Annotated in this window: 13 protein-coding genes and 1 pseudogene; 7 read left to right on the forward strand and 7 right to left on the reverse strand. The window is 65.4% G+C overall.

Going from position 1 to position 12,621, the window contains the following annotated elements; genetic code table 11:
- Positions 1-141: 141 nt before the first annotated feature.
- On the reverse strand, positions 142-573 hold the full coding sequence (locus tag M5I08_RS19865) for a hypothetical protein (RefSeq protein WP_249762923.1): 432 nt from the start codon (positions 571-573) through the stop codon (positions 142-144).
- Positions 574-937: 364 nt separating this feature from the next.
- Between M5I08_RS19865 and M5I08_RS19870 the strand changes: the two genes are divergently transcribed.
- Entirely contained in the window at positions 938-1,135 is a 198-nt protein-coding gene (locus M5I08_RS19870; protein WP_219069927.1) for a type II toxin-antitoxin system VapB family antitoxin, read from the forward strand.
- Entirely contained in the window at positions 1,132-1,512 is a 381-nt protein-coding gene (locus M5I08_RS19875; RefSeq protein ID WP_219069929.1) for a type II toxin-antitoxin system VapC family toxin, read from the forward strand. The genes M5I08_RS19870 and M5I08_RS19875 overlap by 4 nt, the downstream gene beginning before the upstream one ends.
- A 111-nt stretch (positions 1,513-1,623) precedes the next feature.
- On the opposite strand, the pseudogene M5I08_RS19880 reads toward M5I08_RS19875, so the two are convergent.
- A pseudogene (locus M5I08_RS19880) lies at positions 1,624-2,589 on the reverse strand (proline dehydrogenase family protein); the annotation flags it as partial.
- Positions 2,586-4,217 (reverse strand): L-glutamate gamma-semialdehyde dehydrogenase, encoded by a 1,632-nt coding sequence (gene pruA / locus M5I08_RS19885; protein ID WP_219069932.1) that lies wholly within the window; start codon positions 4,215-4,217, stop codon positions 2,586-2,588. The pseudogene M5I08_RS19880 and the gene pruA, both read right to left, overlap by 4 nt.
- Before the next feature lie 83 nt (positions 4,218-4,300).
- On the opposite strand from pruA, the gene M5I08_RS19890 reads away from it, so the two are divergent.
- On the forward strand, positions 4,301-5,881 hold the full coding sequence (locus M5I08_RS19890) for a PucR family transcriptional regulator (protein ID WP_219069934.1): 1,581 nt from the start codon (positions 4,301-4,303) through the stop codon (positions 5,879-5,881).
- Here M5I08_RS19890 and M5I08_RS19895 read toward each other — a convergent pair.
- Positions 5,862-7,124, reverse strand: coding sequence for an alpha/beta hydrolase (locus tag M5I08_RS19895; RefSeq protein WP_249762924.1), 1,263 nt, complete (start codon positions 7,122-7,124; stop codon positions 5,862-5,864). The genes M5I08_RS19890 and M5I08_RS19895 overlap by 20 nt on opposite strands.
- Before the next feature lie 648 nt (positions 7,125-7,772).
- Between M5I08_RS19895 and M5I08_RS19900 the strand changes: the two genes are divergently transcribed.
- Together M5I08_RS19900 and M5I08_RS19905 are read left to right on the forward strand one after the other, a co-directional pair.
- A complete protein-coding gene (locus M5I08_RS19900; RefSeq protein ID WP_249762759.1) occupies positions 7,773-8,573 on the forward strand; it encodes a transposase family protein in 801 nt (266 codons plus the stop codon).
- Between the two features lie 56 nt (positions 8,574-8,629).
- Positions 8,630-8,947 carry a hypothetical protein gene (locus M5I08_RS19905; RefSeq protein WP_219070249.1) on the forward strand — a complete coding sequence of 106 codons (318 nt, stop codon included), beginning with the start codon at positions 8,630-8,632 and terminating at the stop codon, positions 8,945-8,947.
- Here the strand turns inward: M5I08_RS19905 and M5I08_RS19910 are convergent.
- Both M5I08_RS19910 and M5I08_RS19915 read right to left on the reverse strand, forming a co-directional pair.
- Entirely contained in the window at positions 8,929-9,834 is a 906-nt protein-coding gene (locus tag M5I08_RS19910) for a pseudouridine-5'-phosphate glycosidase (protein ID WP_219070251.1), read from the reverse strand. The two genes, M5I08_RS19905 and M5I08_RS19910, sit on opposite strands and share 19 nt — an antisense overlap.
- Before the next feature lie 51 nt (positions 9,835-9,885).
- The gene (locus M5I08_RS19915) at positions 9,886-10,323 is read right to left on the reverse strand and encodes a single stranded DNA-binding domain-containing protein (protein WP_219070253.1); all 438 of its coding nucleotides are present in this window, start codon (positions 10,321-10,323) and stop codon (positions 9,886-9,888) included.
- Between the two features lie 383 nt (positions 10,324-10,706).
- Here M5I08_RS19915 and M5I08_RS19920 point away from each other — a divergent pair, with 383 nt between their 5' ends.
- Positions 10,707-10,919 carry a hypothetical protein gene (locus tag M5I08_RS19920; RefSeq protein ID WP_249762925.1) on the forward strand — a complete coding sequence of 71 codons (213 nt, stop codon included), beginning with the start codon at positions 10,707-10,709 and terminating at the stop codon, positions 10,917-10,919.
- 193 nt (positions 10,920-11,112) lie between these two features.
- Here the strand turns inward: M5I08_RS19920 and M5I08_RS19925 are convergent, their stop codons facing one another.
- Positions 11,113-11,424 (reverse strand): hypothetical protein, encoded by a 312-nt coding sequence (locus tag M5I08_RS19925; protein ID WP_249762926.1) that lies wholly within the window; start codon positions 11,422-11,424, stop codon positions 11,113-11,115.
- 304 nt (positions 11,425-11,728) lie between these two features.
- Here M5I08_RS19925 and M5I08_RS19930 point away from each other — a divergent pair, with 304 nt between their 5' ends.
- Positions 11,729-12,517: a transposase gene (locus M5I08_RS19930; protein WP_249762927.1), complete on the forward strand. Its 789-nt coding sequence runs from the start codon at positions 11,729-11,731 to the stop codon at positions 12,515-12,517.
- Positions 12,518-12,621 lie beyond the last annotated feature (104 nt).

Here is a 12,621-nt window from a genome sequence, read left to right on the forward strand (position 1 = left end):
TAAGGCTAAGGCCCCGCCGGTGAACCATTTCGCCCGGCGTCCCGACTCCGTTGTGGGCGGCTCGGGACCCGGTTCGATCGGGATGCCGCTTTCCCAGACGGGTTGTCGCCGTCGCCGCCGGCCACACGTGTGAGCTTTTACTCAGGCGGTCCGCGGCAGGTCCGGAGCTGAGGTCGCCCGTTGTGACATCGGGCGAGTCCGCGCCGGGTTCCAGCCAACATAGGCTAGATACAGCCCAATCAGAACCTCGACAGCGGCGCCGGCGCGCCACCAACCCATTGCGTCAACTGCGCTGTTAGCCATCGAAAAGTAGGTGTGAGAGCCGGCCACCAGAAACAGTCCCTTGAGCGCGACGAGCCAACCCAGACCGGACACGATGATCGCTGCCGCGCCGCGCCAGTACGGATGGAGAGCGATGACTACCAGACCAAACAACAAGATGAATGCCCCAGTTACCCAGGACCACAACGGATCTGACTCGAATGCGGAAAGCATCGCCCGCATGTCGTTCGGCCGCAACGCGGCTGTGGCGGCAATGATCGCCAAGTACGGGCCCATCACGCGTGCGAACATGCGTGTCCTGTTCTCCGGTTGATGTGAAGATTTCATTCCACTACCTCCGTTGAAGGTCATCGTCAGGCGAGATGTGTTGATCTCGCGCGACTATCCGATCATTAGAGCGTTACATGCCGATAGAGACCGAAGTCCCGGCAGCACTGGGACGTTCGTCACCACGTATGCCGGATCGAAAGCTATTGCGAGCTAGTGCGCTATCCCGCACGTACCACAATGACCAGTACCGTCGCCGATTGGGCGACCGCAGCGCCGACTGCGCCCAGACGCAGCGCACGCATGAAAAGTCCAGTTGGCTTGAGGGTTGCGGTAGGCATCATTATTATCATCTTATGATGCAGCTATTGATGCAGAGAGACCCTTGATGCGGACGACAGTGACAATTGACGACGAACTGCTGGCCCGCGCGAGTGAACTGACCGGTATCACCGAGAAGTCGGCGCTGCTGCGCGACGGGTTGGTAACCCTGATACGCGTCGAGAGCGCCCGTCGGCTGGCCGCGCTCGGAGGATCGGATAAGCGGGCGTCCGCTGCGCCGCGGCGAAGGCGCTCCCCGGAGTGATCCTGGTCGACACTTCGGTGTGGATCGATCATCTCCACAAAACCGACCCGCAATTGGTCGCCCTGCTGGGCGCGGATGAGGTCGGGTCTCACGCACACGTGATCGAGGAATTGGGTCTTGGATCGATCAGGCGGCGGGCAGTCGTTTTGGAGTTGCTCGGCAACCTGCACCAATTCCCTGTTCTCAGTCACGCCGAGGTGATGGCACTCGTCGACAGCCGCCGGCTGTTTGGGCGGGGACTGAGCGCCGTCGACGCTCACCTGTTGGGCTCAGTGTCAGTCACGGGCGGAGCGCGGTTGTGGACGCGCGACAAACGGTTGATCTCTGCGTGCCGCCACATCGGGGCGTCATACGTCGACGATGACGGCGCTAGGTGATCTATCTCACCGGCTGCTGCCGCTTCGATTGTGGCGCAGGTTGTGTCCGCGGTCAGTGACCGCGACTGTAGTGAGGGCCCGCTGCGCCCGCCTTCGCCGCGCTTGCGACCGTCGCGGCTCGGCCAGCGCACGCATGAAAAACGTCAGGTTGGCTGGCCGCTCGGCCAGCCGACGCATGAAGTACCCGTACCACTGGGTGCCGAACGGCACATACACCCGAACCCGGTTGCCGGTGGAGGCCAGCCGCCTCTGCTCGTCGTCGCGGATGCCGTACAGCATCTGGTATTCGAAATCGCCCGCATTGCGCCTGGATTCGCTCGCCAATGCCGGCACTGCGCCGATGACCACGGGATCATGGGAGGCCACCATCGGATACCCTGAGCCTGTCATCAGCACTCGAAGGCAGCGCAGGTACGAGTCGGTGACCGCCGCGGCATCCCGGTAGGCCACCGCCGCCGGCTCGTCATAGGCGCCCTTGCATAGCCGCACCCTTGTCCCAGAGCCGGCGAACTGTTCGCAGTCGCCGTGTGTGCGCCGCAGATAGGCCTGCAGAACCACGCCCACCCAAGGGAAATCGGTCCGCAGATCGGTTGCGATCGACAATGTCGAATCCGTCGTGGTGTGGTCTTCGGCATCCACGGTCACCCACACGCCGACTTGCTCGGCGCGACCGCAGATGGTGTGCGCATTTGCCAAAGCGATCTTCTCGCCGTCGCGTTCCAGCGCTTGTCCGAGCGCCGAAAGCTTGACGGATACCTCGAGCGGGCGCACACCATAGTGGGTGGCATCCGGCCGGCGGCCCAACGCGTCGAGCAGCTGCAGGTAGGCATGGACGGTGGCGTTCGCGCCGTCAACGTCGGCCACATCCTCGCCCAGATAGTCGACGCTGACCAGCCGGCCCGAATTCCGCAGTGCAGCAACGCTGTCTAGTACCCCGTCGAGCGACGACCCGGGTACGAATCGGTCGACCACCTTGCGGGTGACCGGCAGCCGCTCGGCGGTGCGCCGCAACCCGTCGGAATGGCTGGCCGCCAGGATCGCCGGGCGCAGCGTTTTGGCGAACAGGCCCGGTTTCATCGCTGCGCCATGTGCGGATAGTTGTGATCGGTGGCCGGGACGAATGTCTCCTTGATCGAGCGTGCCGATGTCCAGCGCAGCAGATTGAGTACCGATCCCGCCTTGTCGTTGGTGCCTGAGCCGCGCGAACCGCCGAACGGCTGGCGACCTACCACCGCACCGGTCGGCTTGTCGTTGACGTAGAAGTTGCCGGCCGCGAACCGCAGCCGATCCTGCGCGGCCAAAACGGCGTCGCGGTCGTCGGCGATCACCGCGCCGGTCAACGCATAACGTGAGCCGGTGTCGATGACGTCGAGGATCCGCTCGTACTGGTCGTCGGGATAGACGTACACCGACAGCAGCGGGCCGAAGTACTCGGATATGAAGGCCTCGTCGGTCGGGTCGTCGGACAGCAGCACCGTCGGGCGTACGAAATAGCCTTCGCTGTCGTGGTATTCACCACCGACCGCGATCGTGACACCGGCCGCACCTTTCGCACGTTCGATCGCGTCGACGTTTTTGACGAAGGCACGCTCGTCGATCAGCGCGCCGCCGAAGTTGGAGAAGTCGGTGATGTCGCCGAACGGCAGTTCGGCGGTGGCCGCCAGGAAGTCGTCGCCCATCTGCTGCCAGACCGAGTGGGCGATGAATGCCCGCGACGCCGCAGAGCACTTCTGCCCCTGGTAGTCGAACGCACCGCGGATCAGCGCGGTGCGCAGTACATCCGGCTGCGCCGAGGCGTGCGCGAGCACGAAGTCCTTACCGCCGGTCTCGCCGACCAGGCGCGGATAGCTATGGTAGCGCTCGATGTTGGCGCCGACCTCGCGCCAAAGCCGCTGGAAGGTCGCCGTCGATCCGGTGAAGTGGATACCGGCCAGCCGCGGATCCGCGAGCGCCACATCAGAAACCGCGTAGCCGTCGCCGGCAACCAGGTTGATCACGCCAGGCGGCAACCCGGCCGCCTCCAGCAGTTGCATGGTCAGGTATGCGGCGAATGTCTGCGTGATCGACGGCTTCCACACCACCGTGTTGCCCATCAACGCCGGCGCGGTGGGTAGATTGCCGGCGATCGCGGAGAAGTTGAACGGCGTTATCGCATAGACGAATCCGTCCAACGGCCGATAGTCGCTGCGATTCCACTCCCCCGCTGCGCTCAGCGGCTGCTGCGCCAGGATCTGGCGCGCGAAGGCGACATTGAACCGCCAGAAGTCGACCAGCTCGCATGGAGCGTCGATCTCGGCCTGGTAGGCGGTTTTGGACTGACCCAGCATGGTTGCGGCGGCGATCGACTCACGCCACGGCCCGGCGAGCAGATCGGCGGCGCGCAGGAAGATCGCGGCGCGTTCGTCGAACGGGGTCGCCGCCCAGGGTGCCCGGGCGGCCATTGCCGCTGCCACGGCGGCGGCGGCATCGGCGTGGTCGGCGTTGGTCAGCGTGCCCAGCGTCGCGGCGTGCCGGTGCGGCTGCACGACGTCGATGCGCTCACCGGTGCCCATGCGATGGGCGCCGCCGATGACGTGCGGCAGGTCGATCGGCTGATCGGCCAGGGCGGTCAGCGCAGCCTTTAGCCGACTGCGTTCGGGCGAGTTCGGTGCGTAGTCATGGACCGGCTCGTTGCCGGGCGGGGGAACGGAAGAGATGGCATCCATGTCCCCAGGGTTTCAGCGGCGAAGCCGCACATGGCTAGCTGATCAGACAAAACAAGCCTTAGTTGCTAGTAGGATCGGATAACATGCGAAGGGCGGGTGTCGGACTGGGTCAGTTGCTATTGGCCCTGGATACCACCGTCGTGAGCTTGGTCGAGGCGCCTCGCGGCCTGGATCTGCCGGTAGCGTCGGCGGCATTGATCGACTCCGACGATATGCGGTTGGGTCTGGGCCACGATGCGGACTCGGCCGACGTGTTCTTCCTCCTCGGTGTTGCCGACGGCGAGGCGCAGCGCTGGCTCGTTACCGGCCCCGCCCCGGTGGCCGTCTTCACCAAGAAACCGTCCGGCGCTCTGGTGGCCGGGGCCGTCGCGGCGGGGACGGCGGTGGTGGCGGTGGACCCGCAGGCCCGCTGGGAGCGGCTGTACCGCTTGGTGAATCATGTCCTCGAACACCACGGCGATCGGGCCGATCCGCACTACGACTCAGGCACCGACTTGTTCGGGCTGGCCCAGTCCCTGGCCGACCGTATTCACGGCATGGTCAGCATCGAGGACGAGCAGTCGCACGTGTTGGCCTACTCGGCGTCCAACGACGAAGCCGATGAATTGCGGCGACTGTCGATCCTCGGTCGTGCCGGGCCGCCCGAACACCTGAAGTGGATCGGTCAGTGGGGCATCTTCGATGCGCTACGCGCCGGCGACGATGTGGTCCGGGTGGCCGAGCGCCCGGAGTTGGGTCTACGACCCAGGCTGGCAGTTGGTGTTCGTCAGCCGGCCCTCGATGAACGCCAAGCGCCGATGTTCGCGGGCGCTATTTGGGTGCAGCAAGGCTCCCAGCCGCTGGCGGACGACGCCGAGGACATGCTGCGCGGCGCCGCCGTGCTCGCCGCCCGCATCATGTCGAGGCTGGCGGCCAGGCCGTCGACGCACGCGCTGCGGGTCCAGGAGCTGCTGGGCTTGTCTGAGGGCGGATCGGTCGATGTCGACACCATCGCACGCGAGCTCGGAATCATGCCCGACGGCAACGCCGCCCTGATCGGCTTCCACACTCCAGACCGTCACGCCCGGCTGGCCGATGTGCTGGCATTGAGCGCGAGTGCTTTTCGGGCTGATGCGCAGGTCGCCTCGCGGGGTTCGCGGGTTTATGTGCTACTGCCGCATACCGCGAAGCGGTCGTCACTCACCTCCTGGATTCGCGGCATCATCAGCGCGCTGCGCAGAGAACTGGGATTGCAGTTGCGGGCGGTGGTCGCCGCGCCGGTCACCGGCTTGGCCGGTCTGGCCGCCGTGCGTGCGGAGGTGGACCGGGTGCTGGATAGCGCTGAGCGCCATCCGGATTCGTTCGCCGCTGTGACGTCGCTGGCCGAAGCGCGCAGCACCGTGCTGCTCGACGAGATCGTCACGATGGTCGCCGCCGACCAGCGGCTGGTCGACCCCCGGGTGCGCGACTTGCAAGTCCGCGACCCGGAGTTGGCCCAGACGCTAGGCGTTTATCTGGATAGCTTTGGTGAAGTCGCCGCGGCGGCACAGCAGCTGAACGTCCATCCCAATACCGTGCGCTACCGGGTTCGTCGGGTTGAGAAGCTGCTGTCGACGTCACTGGCCAATCCCGAAGTGCGGCTGCTTCTTTCGCTGGGGCTGCGTGCTATCGAGCGATCTGGCTAGACGTCACGGCCGTGCGTTCATAGATCTCGGCCAAGAACTGCTCGACGGCCAACGCCGCATGGGTGGCGCGGGCCGAGCCGAAGATGTCAAAGGCGTGCTGCGCGAACGGCAGTTCGGCGTAGGCAACCGGCTGGCGGCTGACCTCGCGCAGTCGGGCGGTGAAGGCGCGGGCCTGTTCGACCGGGATCAGCGAGTCGTTGCGCCCGTGCAGCACGAAAAACGGTGGTGCATCAGCTGATACATGCGCGACAGGCGAGGCGCTGCGGAACCCCTCTGCGGTTTCGGCCCGTCGCAGCTTGAACACGTACTTCGCCAGCGTGGGCACCATCAGCGGGTGGATCGCATCGTTGCGGGTGAAGTCGTAGACGCCGTAGAACGGGACGGTCGCCCGCACGCTGGTGTCGGCGCCCTCGAAGCCCGGCTGAAACTGCGGATCGTTCGCAGTAAGCGCAGCTAACGCCGACAGGTGCCCGCCGGCCGAGCCGCCGGTGATCGCGATCCAGTCCGGGTCGCCGCCGTAGTCGGCGATGTGCTCCTTCGTCCACACCAATGCCTGCTTGACGTCGACGATCTGGTCGGGCCAGGTGGAGCGCGGGCTGAGCCGGTAGTTGATCGCCACACATACCCAGCCCAGCTCGGCGAGGTGGCTCATCAACGGATAAGCCTGCTGGCGTTTGCTTCCCACCATCCAGGCGCCGCCGGGAACCTGCAACAGCACCGGCGCCCGAGCGCCAGGGTCGAGGTCGGGCCGTCGCCAGATGTCGAGGTGGTTGCGAGAGCCATGATCGCCATAAGGGATGTCGGTGTCGTGCGCGTAGTCACCGTAGATCCGCATCATGCGGATGACCCCGGGCGTCTTGGCCGTGCCGGCACCATCCGGCCGTTTCCATAAATCGCCCGACTCGGTGCGACGAGCGGTGCCCAATCCGGCGTCGAGCGCAGCGGTGAGCGGCACGTTAGCCGCACGGCCCACGCGGTTCAGGCCCAGCAGTCCCAGCCACGACAACGCCGATACCAGCCAGCTGAACCGGCGTGCCCGCGGCGAGAGCCTGCGGGTCAGTGCCGCCAGCACTGCAAAATGGCCCGCGAGGATCTGCAATGGCAGCTCGGAGGCGAACACCCCGAACGCGAACGCGTACAGGGAGGGATAACCACGCTTGCTGAGCGGTTTGTAGCCATTGGCGGTGAACGCGAGCCCGGCGAGCGAATTCACCACGGCTGCCAGTTTCTTCACGAGTCTCACTTAACCATCTACTGGCATGGCCTCGGTGAAAGGGGTGCGGCCGGCGAGCGGCGAATCACTATCTGCGCGGCCAAACCGCGTCATCCGCGCAACAACAAGCGCTGGTTCGCGGCTCACCCTACGGCAGGGGATAAGGCAAGAGTATGCACTTGGGCGGGATCCCCATGATTAATACCGTAACTTGTGGACACCGGTATCGATGGCGCGGCAATCCATCAACGCAGAGGTAGTACCCATGCAAATCTTCGGGATCCCGTACATAGTTGATGCCCGCGATGTCAGGACAGGTGAAGTTAGTGTCCTGGGGCATGCGCGGTGGCTGGGGTTGCGCGACGCCCGGATTCGCAATGGTCACCCATCCGAGGCCGACAATAGCTGCGCCGCCAGCTGCCGCCTTCGTCTTGGCGAACATCACCATTCCTAATCGTTTGGTAGCGGTCGGACTCATTACATTCCGCGCCAGCGCTTGCTAGAGAAAAGGGTCTTTTGGCCAGGCATAATCGCCGAACGTCATTGAGGTTTTCTCACTTGGGGCTCGTGAGTCTGGTGTGACTGGAGTTTTCGGCGTGTCGTAGTGGCTGGGCGTGGGGTCCTTGCTCAAGGATTCGGTTTCGACGAGGAAACCCGCTCCGCTGCAAAGGACCCCACGTGTTCACCTACTCTGCCATCTGCGACGTGCCGGAGGAAACCCTGCTGCATGTGACCGCGCTGCTGCACGTTCACCGGCGCGAGATCAGAACGCGGGCCGGGCGGCGGTCGGGTACGGTGCGCACGCAGGCCAAGCTGGTGCTGCGGTGGTTCCGCGACGACGCCCCGATCCGGTTGTTGGCGATGGAGGCCGGGCTGCCGATCTCCACCAGCTACCGCTATCTGCACGAGGCGATCGACGTGATCGCCGAACAAGCTCCTGACCTGCACGAAGTGCTCGACCGGGCCAAGGCCGAACAGTGGTCGCACGTGACGCTGGACGGGACGCTGATCGCCATCGACCGGGTGGACGAGCGCAACGAGGCCGGCCATCACCGGTGGTATTCGGGCAAGCACAAAACCCAGGGCGGCAATGTGCAGATACTGGCCGACCCGGGCGGGTTCCCGGTGTGGTCGAGCGAGGTCGAGCCGGGCAGCGTGCACGACATCACCGCCGCCCGCGCGCACTGCCTGGGCGCGCTGTACAAGTCCGCGGCCGACGGGGTGCCGACGCTGGCCGACAAGGGCTACGAAGGAGCGGGGATCGGGGTGCACACTCCGGTCAAGGGCCGCGGCCTGGCCGTGGAGAATCAGAGCTACAACATGCTGCTCACCGCGGCGCGTGCCATCGGTGAACGCGCCAACGCCGAACTCAAACAGCGTTGGCGCTGCCTCCGTCGAATCCGCCTGTGTCCAACCAGGATTGGCGCAGTTGTTGCCGCCGCGATCGTACTATCGACTCTCCAACGCGGAAATTACTGAGAAAACGTCACTCATGACTCAGGGAGCGAGCAGACCCTCAGTACCGATCGACACGTTTGCACTCAGCGGGCATCAAAGTATCGCTTTCCGGCGACTACTACCGGCGAATCTCCAAGCCGAACGCCAGTTTCGTCAGCGAGCCGATCGCCCAGATCGCCGAAAACGGCGTGCGCACAACCGACGGCGTTCACCATGAGCTGGACGCGGTCGCGCTCGCCACCGACTTCCAGGCCCACAACTACATGCGCCGGCGATTCCGCAACTCGTGGTACTTCGCCGACGACAACCACATCGACCCGTGGCCGTTCGACCGCAAGCGGCTGACCCGCATGCTGGCCCAACCGCGCGACGACGACTACATCCTCGCCGCGTAGGCCACGGCGATCTCCGCCGCCAAGCGGGCATTGGACAGCACCAGGGCGATGTTGGCGGCAAGCGACGCGCCGCCCGTCTCGCGGTGGAAGAAGTCGAGCAAGAACGGCGTCACGTCCTTGCCGCGCACGCGTTTTGCTTCGGCGGCGGCCAGGCCGGCGGCCAGCACCCGGTCGTGTAACGCGCGGTCCATCTCGTCGCCCGGCGCGATGGGATTGGCCAATACCAGCCCATACCCGTCGAGGCCCAGTCGGCGTCTCGCCCGCAGCACATCGGCGACCTGGGCCGGCGTCTCCACCTGCCAATCCACCGGGTGCCCGGAATCGGCGAGGTAGAAGCCAGGGAACCGGTCGGTGCGGTAGCCGATCACTCCCACGTTCAACGTCTCCAGCCGCTCTAGGGTGGCCGGCACGTCCAGGACCGACTTGGCGCCTGCGCAGACGACGAGGATGCCGGTGCGGGAAAGCGTTGTGAGATCCGCGGACTCGTCCCAGCTGTCGCGCGCACCCCGGTGCACGCCGCCCAGCCCGCCGGTGGCGAACACCGTGATGCCCGCCGCGGCCGCCAGGTGCGCCGTCGCGGCGACCGTCGTCCCGCCGTCTCCGCCCCGGGGCGCGAGCACCGCGAGGTCGCGGACGCTGACCTTGACCACCGAGTCGCCCTGCGCGATACGGCGCAACGCCGCATCATCCAGGCCGATGCACGGCTCGCCGCCGACGATCGCAATCGTGGCCGGCACCGCCCCGCCGGAGCGCACCGCGTCCTCGATCTTGCGCGCGATGCGCAGGTTGTCCGGACGCGGCAGCCCATGGCTGATGATGGTGCTCTCCAACGCCACGACGGGCCGTCCGGCATCCAGCGCGGCGGAGACCTCGGAATGGACACGCACGGATTGCACCCTACGTCGCCGAATGGCGCTACGACTCCGCCGGTTGCTCGATCACCTCATAAATTGGGTCGAGCATCGACGGTTCGCGATTGCCGCTTTGCTGCACCTTTCCGGTGATCCGCAGGAGCTGCCCGGGCTAGATGTCGTCGCCGCTGCCCCGGGCCAGAAGGTGGCGCGGATCTCCCCGGTCTCGTCGCCGACGACGATCGAACGGAAAAGCTCTTGATGCGTGGTGTTGTCCTCTACTTGGCTGATCCGACCTTCAACGGTCGCACGGCGCCCCGGTATCACGCTATTCACCGGGATCACCGTCGCCGGCCGTTCAGGGTGTTGGTAGGCATCGACAATCTGGTTTTCACTGCGTAAAACCCGTGCCTCGAGCTTCTCGACCTCTCGCACGATGCGTTGTTCCAAGATGTCCGGGAAGGCTTCGCGGATCCGGGACTGCACGTCGTAGGGCACGATCGTGGCGGCGGCCTTAAGAGGCATCAGTGCTCACCCACCGGCCGCTACCGCAAGCGAGTCTGCCGAACGACGACTCGACCCGCTAGCTCTCATTAGCTCCATATCCCTGCGGGGGACGCCTTGCGGGCGTGAAAATGGGGTTGGGTCGCCTGCCGACGCCGACTCTTCCTTGGGCGTGTGAGCCCGTTCATTAGCTTGGCGCCGGGGCCCGATCCGGAAGGGTCACGCATTGTTGCTTCCGGCACGCCGGCTAGCTTCGCTAGATCCGGCACAGCCGGAATTTTGAGTCAAGTTTGACGTACTGGGTCAGATGGTTGGGCTTAAGCAGCGAATAATGGTGTGTTGCTGAGGTTTTCGAGAGCCCTATTGTAGGCGCGGGAAGCTGCCTGCAGAGGTGGCGCGCATGTGTGGTCGGTGAGGTGCGCCAAGCCGGTGGGCAGGAGTCGGTCGTGCACGCAGGTCAGGAAGTGGGCGGTGTGCAGGCCGTGGGATTTGAGTCGGCGCAGGTCATAGGTGATCTGCCCGGCGGTGACCGCACCGGGTGGCAGTCCGCGCAGCTCGCTGGTGAGCGCGCGCAGATCGGCGTTGGTGAAGCCGTTGGTGTGGCAGCCAAATGTTAGGAGCGCCTGCAGCAGGGCGTGGCTGCGGCGCTGGGCCAGCCGTAGTCCGGGGATGCGGGCGCCGGTGGCGGTGGTGATAGCCCCGGTGATGGCATCGAGCGCGGCGGCGCCGGTGATCGGGTCGTGGCCGAGTCGTTGGGCGTGCAGCAGACGTCGGTTGGCGGAAAAGCCGATCTCCCGCAGCGCGGGCAGATTAGTCAGCCGTTTGCCGCACCCCTTCGCTGCCGGTGAACCCCGCCAGGTACTCGTGGGCGATGTCGTCTTTGCGCTGCCCCTTGGCGAAATCGACCCACGGGATGGCGTTGTCGCGGGCGAACCGGTGCACGGCCTTGTCGAACGCCTCGGTGATACGGGCCAGCGGCGCGGTCGAGGCGATCGGCAGACCCAACTGTTGGTGCACATAGCCCACCAGGCCGGGCGCGTACTGCAACCCCGGCACGTAGACGTTGCAGAACATGCGGTCGATGCATTCGACCTCAAAGACCACATGGCTCGGCCAAGACATCGGCGACGGATCGCGCTACGGTCATGATGGGCTCCGGGCGGAGACGGGACGGCCAGTCGGCCAACCAACCGTGATGACGGTTCATCCACCGGGCCGGTCCGCCGGTCACGGTCTTCACCCGCCGACCGCAGCCCCCAAACCAACGGTGACCAACGGCATGCCTCGTCGGGCTGGGGCGAAGCCCCGGTAGAACTTCGGTTTCCCTGTACCGAGTCCCCCGGGCGATCCACCCGATGGAATGGATGGATTCGATTGGAGGGCAAGCGAAGTGGCAGCACAACGAAGGCGTAAGCAGAAGCCGGCGGTGGTGGGCAAACGCTCGGAGTTGATTACCGCCCTCGACGGTCGCTTTGATGATCATCACGCCGAGTTGGCGCGGATGTTGCTGGGCCAGATCGATGCGCTTTTCACCCAGATCGATATCCTGACCGTGCGGATCGAGGAGTTGATCGCCGAACTGCCCGGCGCGGCTGGGGCCATCGATCACAACGACCCCGCTATGGGTCCGGGCGCGGGCATCGATGCCAATCGCGACAACGTCGCCGGCGATCCTGCCACCGGCGACGACACCCGGGTCGATCCCGCTGCAGTGGCCCACTGCGCGCCAAGCGTTATCGAGCGGCTCGATGAGATCCCGGGCATCGGCCAACGCGCCGCGCAGATGATCATCGCCGAGATCGGGCTGGATATGAGCCGCTTCCCCACACCCGAGCACCTGGTCTCCTGGGCGAGCCTGTGTCCACGCACCATCCAGTCCGGTCCCATAAGTCGTGGCGGCAAGACCGGCAAAGGAAACCCCTACCTCAAAGCCGCGCTCGGCGAAGCCGCTGCGGCGACCGCGAAAACCAACACCTTCCTCGGCGAACGCTACCGGCGCCTTGTCAAACGCCGCGGCAAACTCAAAGCGCTGCTTGGGGTCGCCCGCACCATCCTCAGGATCATCTGGCAGCTACTGGCCGATTCCACCGCCCGATTCCACGACCTCGGCGCCGACTACCACGCCACCCGGATCAACACCGAACGCAGAACACACAACTACGTCACCCAACTGATGGCGATGGGCTACCACATCACCCTCGAACCCGCCGCCTGACCCAAATCTTCATCCGCACAACAGGACCCGGCTGGACTAGCTCCGCCGGGTGCGTTCGGTCTGCCCACTCACCTTGGTGTTCGCTGCCACTCACCTTGGTATTT

Source organism: Candidatus Mycobacterium methanotrophicum, assembly GCF_023515995.1.
Taxonomy (GTDB): domain Bacteria; phylum Actinomycetota; class Actinomycetes; order Mycobacteriales; family Mycobacteriaceae; genus Mycobacterium; species Mycobacterium methanotrophicum.